The organism is Streptomyces sp. GESEQ-4, assembly GCF_017948455.1.
Taxonomy (GTDB): domain Bacteria; phylum Actinomycetota; class Actinomycetes; order Streptomycetales; family Streptomycetaceae; genus Streptomyces.
The window spans coordinates 1-17,803 of the sequence record NZ_JAFFSU010000026.1; the positions used below are offsets into that span (position 1 = coordinate 1).

Annotated in this window: 17 protein-coding genes; 13 read left to right on the plus strand and 4 right to left on the minus strand. The window is 70.8% G+C overall.

Annotation, left to right across the window (positions count from 1 at the left end):
* Positions 1-292 precede the first annotated feature (292 nt).
* The 7 genes from KCH48_RS34145 (at position 293) to KCH48_RS34175 (ending at position 8,110) form a co-directional block, all read left to right on the plus strand.
* Positions 293-1,225 carry an alpha/beta hydrolase gene (locus tag KCH48_RS34145; RefSeq protein WP_210580556.1) on the plus strand — a complete coding sequence of 311 codons (933 nt, stop codon included), beginning with the start codon at positions 293-295 and terminating at the stop codon, positions 1,223-1,225.
* A gap of 240 nt (positions 1,226-1,465) precedes the next feature.
* A complete protein-coding gene (locus KCH48_RS34150; RefSeq protein ID WP_210580558.1) occupies positions 1,466-2,500 on the plus strand; it encodes an alpha/beta hydrolase in 1,035 nt (344 codons plus the stop codon).
* A 145-nt stretch (positions 2,501-2,645) separates the two neighbouring features.
* Positions 2,646-3,833 carry an acyltransferase gene (locus KCH48_RS34155; RefSeq protein ID WP_210580754.1) on the plus strand — a complete coding sequence of 396 codons (1,188 nt, stop codon included), beginning with the start codon at positions 2,646-2,648 and terminating at the stop codon, positions 3,831-3,833.
* 85 nt (positions 3,834-3,918) lie between these two features.
* Entirely contained in the window at positions 3,919-5,313 is a 1,395-nt protein-coding gene (locus KCH48_RS34160; protein ID WP_374104741.1) for a histidine kinase, read from the plus strand.
* Positions 5,310-5,984, plus strand: a complete 675-nt coding sequence (locus tag KCH48_RS34165) for a response regulator transcription factor (RefSeq protein ID WP_210580563.1) — start codon at positions 5,310-5,312, stop codon at positions 5,982-5,984. The genes KCH48_RS34160 and KCH48_RS34165 overlap by 4 nt, the downstream gene beginning before the upstream one ends.
* 123 nt (positions 5,985-6,107) lie before the next feature.
* Positions 6,108-7,448 carry a sensor histidine kinase gene (locus tag KCH48_RS34170; RefSeq protein WP_210580564.1) on the plus strand — a complete coding sequence of 447 codons (1,341 nt, stop codon included), beginning with the start codon at positions 6,108-6,110 and terminating at the stop codon, positions 7,446-7,448.
* Positions 7,445-8,110, plus strand: a complete 666-nt coding sequence (locus tag KCH48_RS34175) for a response regulator transcription factor (RefSeq protein ID WP_210580566.1) — start codon at positions 7,445-7,447, stop codon at positions 8,108-8,110. Before KCH48_RS34170 ends, KCH48_RS34175 begins: the two co-directional genes overlap by 4 nt.
* A 129-nt stretch (positions 8,111-8,239) precedes the next feature.
* On the opposite strand, the gene KCH48_RS34180 is transcribed toward KCH48_RS34175, so the two are convergent.
* Positions 8,240-9,313 (minus strand): alkene reductase, encoded by a 1,074-nt coding sequence (locus KCH48_RS34180; RefSeq protein WP_210580569.1) that lies wholly within the window; start codon positions 9,311-9,313, stop codon positions 8,240-8,242.
* Between the two features lie 116 nt (positions 9,314-9,429).
* On the opposite strand from KCH48_RS34180, the gene KCH48_RS34185 reads away from it, so the two are divergent.
* From KCH48_RS34185 to KCH48_RS34200, 4 genes are all read left to right on the plus strand, one after another.
* Entirely contained in the window at positions 9,430-9,807 is a 378-nt protein-coding gene (locus KCH48_RS34185; RefSeq protein ID WP_210580571.1) for a MerR family transcriptional regulator, read from the plus strand.
* Between the two features lie 15 nt (positions 9,808-9,822).
* Positions 9,823-10,257, plus strand: coding sequence for a VOC family protein (locus KCH48_RS34190; protein WP_210580573.1), 435 nt, complete (start codon positions 9,823-9,825; stop codon positions 10,255-10,257).
* A 105-nt stretch (positions 10,258-10,362) separates the two neighbouring features.
* The gene (locus KCH48_RS34195; protein WP_210580575.1) at positions 10,363-11,583 is read left to right on the plus strand and encodes a cytochrome P450; all 1,221 of its coding nucleotides are present in this window, start codon (positions 10,363-10,365) and stop codon (positions 11,581-11,583) included.
* 87 nt (positions 11,584-11,670) lie between these two features.
* Positions 11,671-12,270, plus strand: a complete 600-nt coding sequence (locus tag KCH48_RS34200; RefSeq protein ID WP_210580577.1) for a Uma2 family endonuclease — start codon at positions 11,671-11,673, stop codon at positions 12,268-12,270.
* A gap of 9 nt (positions 12,271-12,279) precedes the next feature.
* On the opposite strand, the gene KCH48_RS34205 is transcribed toward KCH48_RS34200, so the two are convergent.
* Both KCH48_RS34205 and KCH48_RS34210 read right to left on the minus strand, forming a co-directional pair.
* Positions 12,280-13,899 (minus strand): ABC transporter permease, encoded by a 1,620-nt coding sequence (locus tag KCH48_RS34205; protein WP_210580579.1) that lies wholly within the window; start codon positions 13,897-13,899, stop codon positions 12,280-12,282.
* Positions 13,896-14,807: an ABC transporter ATP-binding protein gene (locus KCH48_RS34210; protein WP_210580580.1), complete on the minus strand. Its 912-nt coding sequence runs from the start codon at positions 14,805-14,807 to the stop codon at positions 13,896-13,898. Before KCH48_RS34210 ends, KCH48_RS34205 begins: the two co-directional genes overlap by 4 nt.
* A gap of 77 nt (positions 14,808-14,884) precedes the next feature.
* Here KCH48_RS34210 and KCH48_RS34215 point away from each other — a divergent pair, with 77 nt between their 5' ends.
* Together KCH48_RS34215 and KCH48_RS34220 are read left to right on the plus strand one after the other, a co-directional pair.
* On the plus strand, positions 14,885-15,391 hold the full coding sequence (locus tag KCH48_RS34215; protein ID WP_210580583.1) for a GbsR/MarR family transcriptional regulator: 507 nt from the start codon (positions 14,885-14,887) through the stop codon (positions 15,389-15,391).
* Positions 15,392-15,504: 113 nt separating this feature from the next.
* The gene (locus KCH48_RS34220) at positions 15,505-16,071 is read left to right on the plus strand and encodes a hypothetical protein (RefSeq protein ID WP_210580585.1); all 567 of its coding nucleotides are present in this window, start codon (positions 15,505-15,507) and stop codon (positions 16,069-16,071) included.
* 121 nt (positions 16,072-16,192) lie between these two features.
* Here KCH48_RS34220 and KCH48_RS34225 read toward each other — a convergent pair whose 3' ends face one another.
* Positions 16,193-17,704 carry an APC family permease gene (locus KCH48_RS34225; protein ID WP_210580587.1) on the minus strand — a complete coding sequence of 504 codons (1,512 nt, stop codon included), beginning with the start codon at positions 17,702-17,704 and terminating at the stop codon, positions 16,193-16,195.
* Positions 17,705-17,803 lie beyond the last annotated feature (99 nt).

Below are 17,803 nucleotides of genomic sequence, written 5' to 3' on the forward strand. Positions count from 1 at the left end.
GGGGTCGGGGACGCGGGCGTGGGTGGTCGCCCGGCGGGGGGGGGGGCGGGGCGGGGCGGGCGGGGGGGGGGTGGGGGGCGGGGGGGTCGGTCGGCGGTGAGTCCGGTCCGGCGGGCGCTGTCATGGGGGGTGCATGCTGGGTCCGGGGGCGCGGCGGCGCTGCGGAACCGTTCACCCTCACCGAGGGTGACATCCCCTTGTCGGCGCACGTCACCGGGCTGATACCGTCCCCGCCAACGGCCGATTTCTCTCCTGGTCCGCCAATTTTGTTCCGTCGCTGAGAGGTTGGAGCATGCCGGACGACGTCGCAGCACGAGCCGCCGCCGAAGAGGAGTCGGCCTTCTCGCACCCGCCCGTCGACCCCGACGCCACCGCGGCCTACGGCGACCACCCCGACCAGGTGATCGACTTCTACGCCCCGCGCACACCCGAACCGGCCATCCCGGGCGTCCTCGCGCCGCTGATCGTCATCCTGCACGGCGGCGCCTGGCGGGCACCCTACGACCGCCGCCACATGACCCCGTTCGCGGACTTCCTGACCCACCGGGGCTTCGCCGTGGCCAATGTCGAGTACCGGCGCGGAGGGCGGGAGACGGAGGGGGGCGCCGATGCGGGCGCGGGCGTGCAGGGCGGTCAGGTCGCGGGGGAGCCGGGGGGCCCCGTCGCGGGTCGCTGGCCGGAGACCTTCGACGACGTGGCGGCCGCGGTGGACGCGCTCCCCGCGCTCGTACGGGAGATCCTCCCGCAGGCCGACGCGCGCCGCATGGTCGTCACGGGTCATTCCGCGGGCGGTCACCTGGCCCTGTGGGTGGCGGCCCGTCACCTCCTGCCGACTGACGCCCCCTGGTACACGGCCCGCCCCGCGCCGCTGCGCGGTGTCGTCGCCCTCGCCCCGATCGCCGACTTCGCGGTCGCCGAGAAGCTGGACGTCTGCGGTGGGGCGGTACGTCAACTCCTGGGCGACGAGGAAGAGTTCGCGACCCGCCAGCCATACGCCGACCCGGCGCTCCTCCTCCCCACCGGCATCGCCACCACCCTCGTCCAGGGCCGTACCGACATCGACGTCCCGCAGGCGGTCGCCGAGTCCTACGCGGACGCGGCGGCGAAGGCGGGCGAGGTGGTGGGCCTGACGCTCCTCGAGGACGTCGGCCACTTCCCCCTGATCGACCCGGCGGCGGACGCGTGCGCGGTGGTGGCGGAGGAGATCGCGCAACTGGCCTGGTGACACCAGCCTTTCGGGGCCGCGGAAGTCCGAGTCTGAGCGAGCACTGCGTGCCTACGGTGCCTACGGTGCCTACGGCACCCACGCGAAGCGCCGCGTGGCCGGCGGCCCCTTCATACCCGTAATACCTGAGAGCTACGTCGCAGGTGAGCTCCCTGGTGTGACGCGGACGACAACCTCTGATCCGTAACTTCCCATCCAGACAGGCCCGATGGCCGGGCGGAACTGGAAGGGGAGTCGACCATGGGGCGGGACGAGAGGGCGGCGACGGAGAGCGGCCGCAGCGGTTCAGGGGACCGGCGGCCCCGCACTCGGCGGCACCTCGTCCTCAGATGGCGTCGCGCCGTCCTGGCCGCTCTCATCACCGCCGCCGTGGTCTTCCCCCTCTCCGGCGCCGCGCAACCCGAGATCCCCGCGCCGCGGCCCGCGGCCATCGCCTCGGTGACCGCGGGCACGCTGGGCGAGGTGTACGGGGCGAACCGGGCGAACGCGGTGGAGGCGTCCCGGATGGCGGCCGCCCACGGGGACACCGGTCGCGCCGCGGCGGACCGCTCCCTCGCCGCCCCCTCCCGCCACCTCCTCGCCTTCGACGGCCGTGGGGCGGGCCGGGCGACGGAGGTCTTCGGCGACCTGGCCCACGCCGACCGCATAGCGGTGCTGGTCCCGGGCTCGGACACCTCCCTCGACACTTACGGCCGCTTCCGCGCGACGGCCCTCGCGCTGCGGCACCGACTCGCCCAGGACGCCCCGACCGGCCCCCGCACCGCGGTCGTGGCCTGGCTCGGCTACGAGACGCCCGGCACGGTGAGCGCGACGGTCGCCACGACCGGCCGAGCCGAGGAAGCGGCCCCGGAACTGCGGGAGTTCATACGGCAGTTGCGCGGCGTCGTCGGTCGTGACGCGCAGGTGTCCCTGGTCTGCCACTCGTACGGCTCCGTGGTCTGCGGCCGGGCCGCCGCCGGCCTGGACGTCGACGACATCGCCCTCGTCGGCAGCCCGGGTACGGGCGCCGGCACCGCCGCCGACCTGCGCACACGCGCCCGTGTGTGGGCGGCGCGCGGCGCGGACGACTGGGTGGCGAACGTTCCGCACGTCAGCACTGACCTGTTCGGCACCACCGTCGGCTTCGGCACCGACCCGGTGTCCCCGGCCTTCGGCGCCCGTGTCTTCGCGGCGGGCGACGGCGGCCACAGCGACTACTTCGCACCGGGCTCGGCCTCCCTGGCCAACCTGGCCCGGATCGTCCTCGGAGAGGCTTCGGAGGTGACCCGTGCGTGAGCTGAAGCTGCGCGGCCCGGGCGAGCGCATACGCAAGGACATCGAGCGCATACGCGCGGATATAGGGACGAACATACGCACGGATAAAGGGACGGACGGAGGCACGGACATACGCACGGCCATAGGGACGGACATGTGGAAGGAGATGCACAAGGGCGCCGCCCAAGTCGACGCCGCGACCCCCGCGGACCGGGACCGCGCGGTCGACGCCCTGCGCGCCTTCGCGATCCTCGGCATAGTGCTCGGCCACTGGCTGGTGACGGCCCTGGTCGCGCACGACGGCTCGCTGCGCGCCGCCAGCCCGCTGCAGCACATGCCCTGGCTGGCCCCGATCTCCTGGGCCTTCCAGACGCTCGCCGTGTTCTTCCTGGTCGGCGGTCATGTGGCGACCCGTGGCTACGCCTCGGCACGCGCCCGCGGTACGACCTACGGACAGTGGCTGAGCGCCCGACTGTCCCGGCTGTTCAAACCGGTGGCGGCCGTCCTCACCCTGTGGACGGTGGCCGCGGTCGCCCTCCTCCTGACGGGCGCGGAGTTCGGGACGGTCCGCACGCTGGTCAAGTTGGCGCTGTCCCCGCTGTGGTTCCTGGTGGTCTTCGCGGTGCTGACTGCGGCGACACCTCTGCTGACGCGGCTCAACCCGCTCTGGCCGCTGGCCGTCGTCCTCCATGTGGACCTACTGCGCTTCGGCCTCGGCGGCCCGTCCTGGCTCGGCTGGGTGAACGTGGCGGCGGGCTGGCTCGTCCCGTACACCCTGGGCGCCGCCTGGACCCGAGGCGAGCTGGACCGTCGCCGGGCCGGCTGGATCCTCCTCACCGGCGGCGCGGCGGCGACGGCGGCGCTCATCGCCTGGGCGGGCTACCCGGCGTCGATGGTGGGCGTGCCGGGAGCCGGCATCTCGAACCTCAACCCGCCCACCCTGGCCGCCGTCACCTTCGGCCTGGCCCAGTGCGGCCTGGCCCTGCTCCTGCGCGACCCGCTGCGCCGCACGATGCGCCGCCCCCTGACCTGGGCAGCCGTGGCCCTGGTCAACCTCTCCGCCATGACGATCTTCCTCTGGCACCAGACGGCCCTCATGGCGACCACTGCCACGACCCTCCTGGCCGGCCACCTCCCCGGCCTCCACACCCGCCCCGACAACCTGACCTGGATCGCCTACCGTTGCGCCTGGCTCCCCGTCTTCGCCCTGGCCCTGACCGCTTGCTGGACGGCCTTCCGCGCGTACGAACAGCCCTCGGGCCGCCGACGCCGCCCCCGACCCCGCCCGTCCCGAGTGATCCGTTCCCACCGCCACTCCCGGACCCCGCAAACAAAGGCCCCTCACCGTGCCTAGGGTTGACGACGTGAACGGCGAGGAGAACGACCCACTGACAAAGGAGCCACAGCACTCACCCGAACCCGTCCCCGCACCCACCCGCGTGCACCGCCTCCGCAAAGCCCTAGGCACGTCCCCCTCCCGGACTTCCCCCCACCTGCCCAAGTACCGCTGGCTGCGCTGGCTCACCTACCTCCTCGTCTTCTGGATCGCTCTGGGTATCTCCCTGGCCGGCGGCGCCGATATCAGCGACAACTACGGCCTGTCCACGGGACAGGGACTGGTGCTCGGCCTCACGCAAGGCGCGGCAGTCGTACTGGCCTTGTGGCGCCCGACGCCCGCCTGGGCCCTGTCCCTCGCCGCCACCGTCACCACCGCCCTGACCGTCGGCCCGCACCTGGCCGATGCCAAAGGCCCTGACCCCAGCTGGCCGTGGAGCACCCCCGCTGTCCTCGCCCACTCCCTCGTGTTCCTCCTGCTCGCTCTGCGCGTACCCGCGCGCAAGGTGATCGCGGCCCTGGTGGTGACGGGCCTGGCCACCGTGGTTCTCCAGCTGGGCGTGTGGCGCGTCGACGCGACCGCCGGGTACTCCAGCACGGGCACGGTGGCGATCGCGCTCTTCGCCGTGGCCGTCGTGGTCGGCATGGCGCTGCGCGGCAGGCGCGAGGCCCGCACCCGACTCGTGGAGCAGGAGACGAGAACCGCGGAGGAGCGGGCCCGCCGCACGCTGCTGGAGGAGCGCAGCCGTATCGCCCGTGAACTGCACGACGTGGTCGCGCACCACATGTCGGTGATCTCCATCCAGGCCCAGGTCGCCCCGCACCTCGTCGAGAACCCGTCCGAGGAGCTGAAGGAGAACCTCGACGGCATCCGGCACAACGCCCTGGAGGCCCTCACCGAACTCCGCCGAGTCCTGGGCGTCCTGCGCTCCGAGAACCCCGACGACCCCTACGGCCTGGGCGAACCCGGCACCGGCTCGGCCCCGCAGTCCCCGCAGCCCACGCTCGACCGCCTGGACGCCCTGATCGAGAACACACGTGCCGCCGGGCTGAGGGTCGCCACCGACATCAGGGGCACGGCACCTCCGTATCCGCCCGGCGTGGAGCTGTCGGCGTACCGGATCATCCAGGAGGCGCTGAGCAACGCGTTGCGGCACGCCCCGGGCTCGGCGGTGCGCGTCGAGATCACCCACTTCCCCCGCGGCCTGTACCTCGGTGTGATCAACTCCCGTCCGGAGCACCCGGTCCCGCCCTCACCGGGCACGGGCCACGGCTTGCTCGGCATGCGTGAGCGCGCCACGATGCTCGGCGGCCACGTCACCGCCACCCCGACCCTGCACGGCGGTTTCTCGGTCTCGGCGTTCCTCCCGAGAGACGGCACCGCGGACCCCGACGACAGGGAGCCCGTCGAGCCGGACGGCTCCGTCACGCCTGTGTTCGGCCCCGGCGTCTTCGAGACCGAGGCACCCAGACCCACGACCGGAGAAGAGAACCCATGACGAGCGGCACCATCCGCGTACTCATCGCCGACGACCAGCAGATGGTCCGGCAGGGCTTCACCGTGCTGCTCAACACCCAGCCCGACATCGACGTCATCGGGCAGGCGGTGGACGGCATGGACGCGGTCGCCAAGGTCGCCGAACTCGCCCCGGACGTCGTCCTCATGGACATCCGCATGCCCGAACTGAGCGGCATCGAGGCCACCCGCCGCATCGTCGGCGTGACCCCGCACATCAAGGTGCTCGTGCTGACCACCTTCGACCTGGACGAGTACGTGTACGAGGCGCTGCGTGCCGGCGCGTCCGGGTTCCTGCTGAAGGACGCCTCCGCCGACAAGCTCGCCGAGGCGATCCGGGTGGTGGCGGCCGGCGACGCGCTGCTCGCGCCCGGTATCACCCGGCGGCTGATCGCCGAGTTCTCCCGTCTCGGCGACAAGCCGCGCGCCCCGCTCAAGACCCGCGTCGGCGAGCTGACCGAGCGGGAGACGGAAGTGCTGGCGCTGATCGCGCAGGGTCTGTCGAACGCGGAGATCGCCGAGCGCCTGGTCGTCGCCGAGCAGACCGTGAAGACCCACGTTGGCCGCATCCTGGTGAAGCTGGGACTGCGCGACCGTACGCAGGCGGCCGTGTTCGCGTACGAGTCGGGGCTGGTGAGGCCCTCGGGGTACTGACCGACGTCCGCCGGCCGCTACACCCCCCGGAACTGGGCGTACCCGTAATACCTGAGATGGACGCCGAAGGACCCCTCTCACTGGTGACGCCCGAGACCCCCGTTGACCTCTACCGTCTTATACGTGACCGAGACGACCCAGACACCGACGCCGCCGGGCGGCGAGTTCGATGCGTACAAGGCCCGCAGCCCGGAGTTCCGACTGGCCGTGGACGCCCTGCGCGGGCTGCGCCAGGATCTGATTCACGACGCGTTCGCCTACCGCCCACTGCCCCGCAGGAGCGAGGGCGGCCCGATCGTCCGGCGACTGCCCGGCCGTATGCGGGAGTACGCGGGCTGGCTGCCGCACGCCCTGATCACCGGCGCCGGGCTGATAGCAATGCTCGTCGGCACGGCCGACAGCAACCCGCTCGTGGGCCTGTGCGTGCTGGCCCCGGTCCTGCTGACCATGGCCCGGCCGGTCGGCGCGTTCTGGCTGTCCATGGCCGTGACCCCGGTCACCGCCGTGCTCGGCCAGACCGGGGACGGCTGGCCGTGGCAGCCCGGCAGCTTCATCTGCCATGTCGTGGTGCTGTACGTCGTCGCGTTGCGCACCCGGCCGCGTACGGCCGCCTGGATGTGGCTGCTGACCGCCCTGTACGGGCTGATGGCGGAGAGCGTCGGCGGCGGGCCATACGGATACAGCGGCTCGGACCTCATGCCGATGCTGTTCTTCACCGCCCTGCTCCTGCTGGGCGTCACCGTCTGGCACATCCGCCGTGAGGCCCGTCAGGAGGTGACCGCCCAGCAGACGGTGACCGCGCACGAGCGCTCCAAGCGCACGCTGCTGGAGGAGCGCACGACGATCGCCCGCGAGCTGCACGACGTGGTCGCCCACCACATGTCCGTCGTCGCCATCCAGGCGGAGGCCGCCCCCTACCGGGTGGAGAACCCGCCGCCGGAGCTGGAGCGCGCCTTCGCCACCATCAGGGAGAACGCGGTGGCGGCCCTCACCGAACTCCGCCGCGTCCTGGGCGTCGTCCGGGCGGAGGGCTACGAGGCCCCGGACGCCCCGCAGCCCACCCTCGGCGACCTCGACGCACTGCTGGCGAACGTGCGGGACACGGGCCTGAGCGTGGAGAAGACGGTGATCGGCGCGGTGCGCGAACTCCCGCAGGGCGTCGAGTTGTCGGCGTACCGAATAGTCCAGGAGGCGCTGAGCAACTCACTCAGACACGCCCCCGGCGCGAGCGCCCGCGTAGAGATCGCCTACGTCCTCGGTGGCCTGGGCCTGCGCATAGTCAACGGTCCCCCGCCGGCCCCCGCCCTCGTCAAGCCCTCACCCGGCGCCGGCCACGGCATCACCGGGATGCGGGAGCGCGTCTCCATGCTGAACGGCGAGATGACGGCGAGCAGCACGGACGACGGCGGCTATGAGGTGTCGGTGTTCCTGCCGGTCACCGCGGTGATCGAAGGTGACGCATGACCATCCGCGTGCTGATCGCGGACGACCAGATGATGGTCCGCGAGGGCTTCTCGGTCCTGCTGAACGCGATGCCGGACATCGAGGTCGTCGGCGAGGCCGTCAACGGCAGGGAGGCGGTGGACCGCGTCCGCGAACTGTCCCCGGACGTCGTGCTGATGGACATCCGCATGCCCGAGCTGAACGGCATCGAGGCGACCCGGGAGATCGTCGCGGCGGACGACGCGGCCAAGGTCCTGGTGCTGACCACCTTCGACCTGGACGAATACGTCTACCAGGCGCTGCGCGCAGGAGCCTCCGGCTTCCTCCTCAAGGACGCCTCGGCCCGCCAACTCGCCGATGGCGTACGGGTGGTGGCGTCCGGTGAGGCGCTCCTCGCCCCCTCCGTCACCAAGCGCCTGATCACCGAGTTCTCGAAGCTGTCGGAGGCCCCGCGCGCCATGTCCACCGCCCACGCGGCGTACGGCGAACTGACCGAACGGGAGACGGAGGTCCTGGTCCTGATCGCACAGGGCCTGTCCAACGCGGAGATCGCCGAGCGCCTGGTGGTGGCTGAGTCGACCATAAAGACCCACGTCAGCCGAATCCTGGTGAAGCTCGGCCTCAGGGACCGCACACAGGCAGCGGTGTTCGCGTACGAGGCACGCCTGGTGACGCCGGGCTAGGCAGCGCGCCCCGAAGGGGCGCGGGGCTGTATCGATATGCGGCTCCGCCGCGTGGGCGCGACCAGCCACGACGAAGCCGCACACGAACGACGGCCCATCCCGGCACTTCAAGCGGCGGAGCGCCCCGCGTCAGCCCGTGTACTGATACGCCGGGTAGGTCAGGTAACCCGAGTCACCACCCTGGTAGAACGTGCCTTCGTCGACGGGGGCGATCGGGAGCCCCGTGCGGAGGCGTTCGACCAGGTCGGGGTTGGCGATGAAAGCGCGGCCGAAGCTGATGAGTTCGGCTCCCAGCCCGAGCCAGCGGTCGGCCTCGGCCCGGCCGGTCTGCTTCGGTCCCATCGGAAGCACCGGATTCATGATGAGGGTGCCGGGCCACGCGCGGCGCAGTGCGACCAGTACGTCTTCATCGGCGGTGGCCTCGAGATGGATGTAGGCCAGCTCCAGGCGGGCCAGCTCGGGCAGCAACTCGGCGTAGAGATCGGCGACATCGGTCTCCTCGACTCCCCAGAAGGTCCCGCCCGGGGAGAGACGGATGCCGGTCCTGGCCGCGCCGACGGCCTCGACGGTCGCCGATACCGCCTCGACGGCGAACCGGATCCGGTTGGCAGTCGAGCCTCCGTAGCGGTCCGTGCGCAGGTTGGCGTTGGTGGAGAGGAACTGCGAGATCAGGTAGCCGTTGGCGCCGTGCAGCTCGACGCCGTCGAAGCCGGCGTCGATGGCGCGGCGAGCGGCCTGGGCGTACGACTGGGCGTGCTCGGGCACCTCGGCGGTCGTCAAGGCACGCGGTATCGGCGCGGGCTGGGGCCCGGTCGGGGTGAACACGTCGCCGACGGCGGGGACGGCCGAGGGCCCGACGGGCTGCATCCCGGTGGTGTCGGGATGGGAGACCCGTCCGCCGTGCATGAGCTGGGCGAAGAGCCGTCCGCCGTTGGCATGCACGGCGGCGGTCACCTGGCGCCACGCGGTGACCTGTTCATCGGTGTGCAGTCCCGGGGTGCCCGGATTGGACTGTCCGATCAGGCTCGGCTGCACGCCCTCGGTCACGATCAGTCCGGCCGTCGCACGCTGGGCGTAGTAGGACGCCATCGAGGGCGTCGCCAGACCGTCGGCAGCGGCGCGGACCCGCGTCATCGGGGCCATCACCACCCGGTTGGGCAGCGTCAGGTCACCGAGCTGATGGCTGTCGAAAAGGGTCGTCACGTCGGGACTCCATCGTGATCTGCGGTACCCGGGTCTCGGGCACGGCAGTTACGCTAAAACCTCACATCCATGTGAGAGGCAAGGGCTGTGTCGCAGGTCACAGCGGGGAGGGCGGCATGCGCATCGGTGAGCTCGCGTCACGGGCCGGAGTCAGCGTCCGGTCCCTGCGGTACTACGAAGAACAGGGACTGCTCGCCAGCGTCCGCAGCCCCAGCGGGCAGCGGCACTACACCGAGGATCACGTCGATCGGGTCATGTTCATCCAGCGGTTGTACGCCGCGGGCCTGTCCAGCCGCACCATCGCGGAACTGCTGCCGTGCCGCTATGCGCCCAGCGAGAAGAACTCCGACGCCGCACTGGAGCGGATGGCCCAGGAGCGCGACCGGCTCTCCGAGCACATCGCCGACCTCGTCCGCACCCGGGACGCACTGGACGGGCTGATCGTCACCGCCCGAGCGCATCGAGAGAGACTGCGGGCACCCTTGGCCGGCTGAACGTACCGTGAGGGCATGGAACAGCGCATCACGTTGATCACGCTGGGTGTTTCCGATCTCCCACGGGCCAAGGCCTTCTACGAGGCGCTGGGCTGGCGGGGCCAAGAGGTCGAGGAGACGGTCTTCTTCCAGGCCGGCGGCCTCGGGCTGGTCCTGTGGGACCGGGACAAACTGGCGCGGGACTGCGGGTTGGAGCCGGGACCGAGCACCGGATTCGGCGGCATCGCGCTCGCGCACAACGTCCGCTCCGACGCGGAGGTCGACACGCTGCTCGGACTCGTGGAGCGATCCGGCGGCACGATCACCAAGCCCGCCGCCATGAACCCCATCGGCTTCTACTCCGGCGCCTTCACCGACCCGGACGGCCACGCCTGGGAAGTAGCCCACAACCCCGCGTTCCCCTTGGCCGAGGACGGCTCGCTCACCATCCCGGACTTCGGCGGTAAGTGAGAGCGCCCCAAAGGGGCGCGGGGAACTGCGCGACCAGCCACAACGCACCCGCAGACAAAACACGACCTGTTGCGGCCCGCCCCGCAGAGCGCTTAGCGTCCGCTCATGCCAGCTGCCTCCGACCTCCCCTTCGACCCATGGGACCCGGCGTTCCTAGCCGACCCGTACCCCGCCTACGCCGACCTGCGTGCGCGGGGCCGGGTGGTCCGTTACGAGCCCACCGACCAGTGGCTGGTCCCGCACCACGCGGACGTCAGCGCGCTGCTGCGGGACCGGCGGCTGGGCCGCACGTACCAGCACCGCTTCACGCACGAGGACTTCGGGCGGACGGCACCGCCGCCGGAGCACGAGCCGTTCCATGTGCTGAACGACCACGGGATGCTGGACCTCGAACCCCCGGACCACACCCGGATCCGGCGCCTGGTGTCGAAGGCGTTCACACCACGTACGGTCGAGCAGCTCAAGCCGTATGTGGCCAACCTCGCCGGGGAGTTGGTCGACGCGCTGGTGGAGCGCGGCGGCGGTGATCTGCTCGCGGATGTGGCCGAGCCGCTCCCCGTGGCCGTCATCGCCGAGATGCTGGGCATCCCGGAGCCGGACCGCGCCCCGCTGCGCCCCTGGTCGGCGGACATCTGCGGGATGTACGAGCTGAACCCGTCCCAGGAGACGGCGGCGAAGGCGGTCCGGGCGTCGGTCGAGTTCACGGAGTACCTGCGCGAACTGATCGCGGCCCGCCGCAAGGAGCCCCGCGACGACCTCATCTCCGGCCTCATCGAAGCCCACGACGAGGGCGACCGGCTCACCGAACAGGAGATGATCTCGACCGCCGTCCTCCTCCTGAACGCCGGCCACGAGGCGACGGTGAACGCCACGGTCAACGGCTGGTGGGCCCTGTTCCGCAACCCCGGCCAGCTGGCGGCCCTCCGAGCCGACCACTCCCTCGTCCCGACGGCCGTCGAAGAACTGATGCGCTACGACACCCCGCTCCAGCTCTTCGAACGCTGGGTCCTGGACGAGATCGAGATCGACGGCACGACGATCCCCAGGGGCGCGGAGATCGCCATGCTCTTCGGCTCCGCCAACCACGACCCCGAGGTGTTCGCGGACCCCGACCGCCTGGACCTCACCCGCAAGGACAACCCCCACATCTCCTTCAGCGCCGGCATCCACTACTGCATCGGCGCGCCCCTGGCCCGTATCGAACTGGCCGCATCCATGACGGCACTGCTGGAGAAGGCCCCGACGCTGCGTCTCGCGGCGGAGCCGGAGCGGAAGCCGAACTTTGTGATCCGGGGGTTGGAGGGGCTGAGCGTGGAGGTGGGCTGATCACCCGTTCGGATGATCATCGAGTGAAGCCCGTCGGTGGTCGCGAGCCAGCGGTCACGCTGGTGTCTGCCTGCGAAGGGAGGCACCATGACGGTTATGGCAGAGCGCGCGTTGCAGACGCCCCAGATGTCGGTGGAAGAGTTCGAGAGGATCGCCGCGTTCGCGGCCAAGGAGACCGACGACACCGTCAGGTTGGAGTTCATCAACGGACGGATCGGGGTCAAGATGTCGGGCGATGGCGATCACAACAGCGTTGTCGCGTGGCTGAGCAAGCGCTGCATGCGGGCGAGGCCTGATCTGGATGTGTACCAAGGGCAAGGGCTGATCGTGGAGCAGTACCGCGAGGGCCGGGCCATTCCCGATGCGGTGATCGCGCCCGAGGGCCACTTCGCCGGGCATGGTCAGTGGGCCGATGTGAGCGGTGTGCTCCTGGTACTGGAGGTCACGTCCTACGACTCCGACACCGACCGGCGCGACCGCCAGGAGAAGCCCGATGCGTACGGTGCCGCAGGCATCCCGTTCTACCTGTTGATCGACCGGGACGCGGGCACGGTCAAACTCTTCAGCGATCCGGAACAGGTCGGGTACGGCAACTGCCGCAGAGTACATTTCGGGAACCCGCTTGTACTCCCCGAGCCCCTCGGCATCGAACTCGACACCGAGAAGCTCAAGCAGTACGTCGACTGACTCCCACCGTCACGTACTCATGTCCCGCCTCCGCAACCCCACCAGCCCCGCGACCACCAGCACCCCCGCGACCCCCGCAAGAACCCCCACCGGCCCCCAGGCCATCTCCCCACCCGGCAACTTCGGTAGATGTCCGAACGGTGACACGTCCAGCACGGCCTGCGGGAGGTCGAGCGCAGGGCCGATCCACCCCAGGAAGAGCACGACCCCCGCCGCACCCCACGCGGCCGGAGCGACCTGCGGGGACAGCCCGTACAGCAGGACCGTCAGTCCGCCCAGTGCCCAGACGGCCGGTACCTGGACCAGACAGGCTCCGAGGATCGGGCCGAAGTCGGCGCCGTAGCCGAGGGCCAGGCCCACCGCCGCCAGGAGCATCAGCAGCACCGTCCCGCCGAACGCGACCACCAGGTGCCCGGCGGCCCACCGCAGCCGTCCGACCGCGCCCGCCAGCACCGGCTCGGCCCGCTGGGAGGTCTCCTCGCCGTGCAGGCGTAGCACGGAGGAGACGATGTACAGCGCGGCGACCAGGCCGAACATGCCGACCATGGTGGACAGGAACGCGTCCGTGATGCCGGACTGGCCGCCCATCCGCTCGATGATCTCGCGGGTGTTGTCGTTGTCGCCGACCAGGTCCGCCGCTCCCTTGGTGACCCCGCCGAACGCGGCCCCGCCCGCGAGGAACCCGAGCCCCCAGCCGAGCACGCTGCCCCGCTGCAGCCGCCAGGCCAGCGCGCCCGCCGTGCCCAGCCGCCCCTCGGCCGGCCCGGGCCGGGTCGGTACGAAGCCGCTGCCGACGTCACGCCGCCCGGCGAGCTCGTAGGCCACGGCCCCCTGGATCACCGTCGCGGCGGCGAACAGGAGCAGCACCCACCACCGTTCGTCGGCGAAGGCCCGCAGGTTCTCCAGCCAGCCGATCGGGGAGATCCAGGTGAGCGCCGAAGACCCGTCCGTGGTGGCCGAGTCGCCCGCCGCCCGCAGCACGAACGCCGCCCCGATCAGCCCGCCGGTCAGCCCCTTCGCGAGCCGCCCGCTCTCGGTGAGCTGCGCGACGATCGCGGCCATCGTGGCGAACACCATCCCGACGCCCGCGATACCGAGCCCGAACGCCAGCGCCCCGGATGCGCCCTGTCCGGCGAGGCCGCCCGCGACCAGCAGCGCGACCACGCCGTTGGCGACGAGGGCCGTCAGCAGGGCCGCCGTCAGCGGGGCACGCCGGCCCACCATCGCCGACGAGACGATCTCCTGACGCCCGCTCTCCTCCTCGTCACGGGTGTGCCGTACGACGATGATCAGGCTCATGATCCCGGCGAGTACGGCTGCGTAGACGCCGATGCGCCAGGCGGTGAGGCCGCCGAGCGAGTCGTCGAAGAGCGGGCCGTACATCGCGCGCAGCGAGTTGTTCGTCAGCAACTGCTGGGCGATGTCGGCGCGTTCGGCGGGCGTGGAGTAGACGGCCTTGAGCGAGTTCGGCATGGAGACGACCATCAACGCCGTCACGGCCACCCAGAGCGGGACGGTGACGCGGTCGCGCCGCAGGTTGAAGCGCAACAGGGCGCCGGTGCCCGCCAGTTGACGTTTTCCGCCGACCCGCGGCGCGAAGCGGCGGCGGTCGGCCACGAGCGTGGTCATCGGGCCACCGCCTCCTCACCTGCGAGGTCCTCCTGGTAGTGGCGGAGGAACAGCTCCTCCAGCGTGGGCGGTGTCGAGGTCAGGGACCGTACGCCCGACTCGCTCAGCGAGCGCAGTACGGCGTCCAGCTTGTCGGTGTCGACCTGGAGCCTGACCCGCCGTCCCTGTACGTCGAGGTCGTGGACGCCGGGGAGGTGGGACAACCCGTTGGGGGCGTCCGCGAGTTCGGCCGTCACGCTCGTCCGTGTCAGATGCCGCAGATCGGCGAGCGAGCCGCTCTCCACGGTCTGTCCCTTGCGGATGATGCTCACCCGGTCACACAGCTCCTCGACCTCGCTCAGGATGTGCGAGGACAGCAGGACGGTCCGGCCGCGCTCCCGCTCCTCCTCCACACACCGCTGGAAGACCTCCTCCATCAGCGGGTCCAGTCCGGAGGTCGGCTCGTCCAGGATCAGGAGGTCCACGTCGGAAGCGAACGCGGCGACCAGGGCGACCTTCTGCCGATTGCCCTTCGAGTACGTCCGTCCCTTCTTCGTCGGATCCAGTTCGAACCGTTCGATCAGGTCGGCGCGGCGCTTCTTGTCGAGGCCTCCGCGGAGCTTGCCGTAGAGGTCGATGACCTCGCCGCCGGAGAGGTTGCGCCACAGGGTCACGTCGCCGGGGACGTACGCGATCCGGCCGTGCACCTCGACCGCGTCCGTCCACGGATCGCGGCCGAGCACCTGCGCGGCGCCCGCTTCGGCGCGCAGCAGGCCGAGCAGGACGCGGATGGTGGTGGACTTGCCGGCGCCGTTGGGGCCGAGGAAGCCGTGGACCTCACCGGTCTCGACGTCCAGGTCGAGACCGTCGAGCGCATGGGTCTTGCCGAACGACTTGTGCAGTCCGGAGACGGTGATTGCCTTCGTCATGCTTCAGAACGTACGCTTTCTTCAGAAATTTGTGAAGTTAAGGAAGCGTCAAAACCGCCTCCGATAGGATGTTGACCATGACGGAATCAACGGAACCAGTGGAGGGTGGTCGCGACGCGGAAGCCGTGTCGAAGTTCGTCGAGTCCTTCGCGGCGCAGCTCGTCGAGGCCGGGATGCAGCGCATGGCCGCCCGGGTCTTCGCGGCGCTGCTCTCCTCCGACTCCGGGGTGATGACCTCCGCCGAACTGAGCGAGCAGCTGCAGATCAGCCCCGCCGCGGTCTCCGGCGCGGTGCGCTACCTGGCCCAGACGCACATGGTGTCGCGCGAGCGGGAGCCCGGTTCGCGCCGGGAGCGCTACCGGGTGCACGGCGACCAGTGGTACGAGGCCCTCACCAACCGCGAGGCCATCATCAAGCGCTGGGAAGGCGCCCTCCGCGAAGGCGTCGACAGCCTCGGCGCCGACACCCCGGCCGGCCGCCGCATGGCCGAGACGCTGGCCTTCTTCGAGTTCATCGAGGGCGAGATCCTGAGCATGATGGAACGCTGGCGGGAGCACCGCGAGAAGACGTTCGGCCCGGGGTGACACACGGCGCGCGCCGAGGTTCGGGGAGCGCGCGCATCGCCTCTGTTCCCCGCGAGCAGACCCCTCGTACACTCGGAGTGCGTGCTCAACTCCGTTGCGGGACAGGGGGATTCGTGCCGGACAGCAGTGCGGGGCCCATCGCGGCGACCACCTCGGCCGACGCGCGGCTGGCAGCCCTGTGTGCCGAGGTGGACAAGGTCATCAGCGAGGCGCAGATCGGGGCCCGGCGCGCGCAGCGCCGCGCCAAGCTGTGGCATGCGACGTACCTCGGCCTCGGCTTTCCCGGAGCCGTGCTGGCCGGCATCTCGGGCTCCGTCGGGCTCGCCTCCGCCGGCGCGCGCGTGCCGGCGGCGGTCCTCGCCCTGCTGGCGGCCGGTTTCTCGGCGGGTTCGACGTTCCTGCGCGCCGACGCACGGCACTCGACGAACCTGCGCAGGCGGTACGCCTGGCAGAACCTCGAGTGGCGAGCGCGGCTGGTCAAGGCGTACGACGCGCACGAGAGCGCGGAGCGCCTGTATGCCGCGATCCTGGAGCTCTACGAACTCCGGGCGGCCGTACCCTCCAGCGCGCTGGTCCTGGTGGAGTCACAGCCGTCGCCCGCCTTCCAGCCGCCGGTCCCCCCGGCGGGCCAGCCGCCCATGATCCAGCCCGCACCGGCTCCCGCCGATCCCGGCGCCTGACCCGAAGCGGTGCCGCTCCGCCGGATCCGCGGTTCGTTCGCTGCGGGCCGGTGGGGGCTGGTCGCGCCCACGCGGCGGCAGCCGCAAATCGACACAGCCCCGCGCCCCTTTGGGGCTGCCGTTACCGCTCCTTTGTCTCCTCCAGCACCGTCCGCCCGAGAAGCGCGTACCGCGCGGGATCCCGCCGCTTGAGGTACTGCGCGTACCCGATGCCCGCCGCCGCGATCAGCGCGACGATCCACGGGGTCCCCTTCAGCACCAGCGAACCGGACTCGGTGCCGGCCGCCACGCCCATGTTGGACACCAGCAGGACGACCACCGCGAGCATGGCCAGCCCACCGACCAGCGGGGCGGTGAAGGTCTTGAACCAGTGCCGGCTCTCGGGGTGGTGGGTGCGGAAGTAGGCCAGCACCGCGAACGAACACACGGCCTGGACGACGAGGATCGACATCGTGCCGAGGATGGCGAGAAGGACGTACAGACCGGCGTACGGGTCCTTGCCCGCGATCCAGAACGCGGCGATCAGCACCGCGCTGACGATGGTCTGGACGAGGCCCGCGATGTGCGGGGAGCCGTGCCGCTCGTGGGTGCGGCCGACCGTGTTCTTCAGGGACGGCAGGACGCCCTCGCGGCCGAGCGCGTACATGTAACGGGCGGCGCAGTTGTGGAAGGCCATGCCGCAGGCGAGCGAGCCGGTGATCATCAGCCACTGCATGACCACGACCGCCCAGTGGCCGACGTACTGCTCGGTGGGGTTGAAGAACAGGGCGAGGGGGTTCGCGGAGGAGGCCGCCGCCACGGCTTCCTTCTCGCCGTTGCCGGTGATGGCCATCCAGGAGACGAAGACGTAGAAGACGCCGACGCCGAGGACCGAGATCATCGTCGCCTTGGGGATGATCTTCTTCGGGTCGCGGGACTCCTCGCCGTACATCGCGGTCGACTCGAAGCCGACCCACGACCAGAAGGCGAAGAAGAGACCGAGCCCGGCGCTGGTGCCCTGGAAGGCGTTGACCGGGTTGACCGGGCCGAAGGTGAAGCCGTCGGGGCCGCCGCCGTGCAGGGCGACCGAGATCGCCATCGCGGCGAGGATCGTCACCTCGGTGGCCAGGAGGACCACGAGCAGCTTCTCGGCGACCGACACACCGAACCAGGTGCCCATCGCGTTGACGGCGAGCATCAGGACCGCGAAGCCCCACCACGGGATGTGAAGTCCCGTCTGGTCCTCGAGAGTTGTCGTCGCGAAGACCGAGAAGATGCCGATGAGGGCCGGCTCGAAGACGACGTACGCGAAGGTGGCGAGGAGCCCGGAGGCGAGGCCGACCGAGCGTCCGAGGCCGTACGAGATGAAGCCGTAGAAGGCGCCGGTGGACGTGATGTGCTTCGCCATCGACGTGAAGCCGACGGAAAAGATTGCCAGTACGACCATTGCGACGAGGTAGCTCGCCGGGGCGCCGATGCCATTGCCGGACGACACCATGAAGGGCACGTTGCCCGTCATCGCGGTGATCGGCGCGGCGGTCGCGACGGCCATGAAGACCACGCCGAGCAGGCCGATGGCGTTGGGCTTCAGCCGGTGAACCGTGCCGTCTTCGCTTGCTTTCGCCGCTGGGGCGACTCCCTCGTCCACTGCCATCGGGCTGGCCCCTCTCCTGCTGTTCGGCTGGTGCGCTGGACCGGAACTCTGCAGCTCGAATGAGTCGGGCAAGGATGTCGGGATGTTAAATACTTGTCA

Bases quoted from the DNA above. Each gene is read 5' to 3' on its own strand.
- KCH48_RS34150 (WP_210580558.1), top strand. From the start codon at position 1,466: ATGGGGCGGGACGAGAGGGCGGCGACGGAGAGCGGCCGCAGCGGTTCA.
- KCH48_RS34145 (WP_210580556.1), top strand. From the start codon at position 293: ATGCCGGACGACGTCGCAGCACGAGCCGCCGCCGAAGAGGAGTCGGCC.
- KCH48_RS34175 (WP_210580566.1), top strand. From the start codon at position 7,445: ATGACCATCCGCGTGCTGATCGCGGACGACCAGATGATGGTCCGCGAG.
- KCH48_RS34205 (WP_210580579.1), bottom strand. From the start codon at position 13,899: ATGACCACGCTCGTGGCCGACCGCCGCCGCTTCGCGCCGCGGGTCGGC.
- KCH48_RS34200 (WP_210580577.1), top strand. From the start codon at position 11,671: ATGACGGTTATGGCAGAGCGCGCGTTGCAGACGCCCCAGATGTCGGTG.
- KCH48_RS34210 (WP_210580580.1), bottom strand. From the start codon at position 14,807: ATGACGAAGGCAATCACCGTCTCCGGACTGCACAAGTCGTTCGGCAAG.
- KCH48_RS34195 (WP_210580575.1), top strand. From the start codon at position 10,363: ATGCCAGCTGCCTCCGACCTCCCCTTCGACCCATGGGACCCGGCGTTC.
- KCH48_RS34215 (WP_210580583.1), top strand. From the start codon at position 14,885: ATGACGGAATCAACGGAACCAGTGGAGGGTGGTCGCGACGCGGAAGCC.
- KCH48_RS34185 (WP_210580571.1), top strand. From the start codon at position 9,430: ATGCGCATCGGTGAGCTCGCGTCACGGGCCGGAGTCAGCGTCCGGTCC.
- KCH48_RS34225 (WP_210580587.1), bottom strand. From the start codon at position 17,704: ATGGCAGTGGACGAGGGAGTCGCCCCAGCGGCGAAAGCAAGCGAAGAC.
- KCH48_RS34190 (WP_210580573.1), top strand. From the start codon at position 9,823: ATGGAACAGCGCATCACGTTGATCACGCTGGGTGTTTCCGATCTCCCA.
- KCH48_RS34155 (WP_210580754.1), top strand. From the start codon at position 2,646: ATGCACAAGGGCGCCGCCCAAGTCGACGCCGCGACCCCCGCGGACCGG.
- KCH48_RS34165 (WP_210580563.1), top strand. From the start codon at position 5,310: ATGACGAGCGGCACCATCCGCGTACTCATCGCCGACGACCAGCAGATG.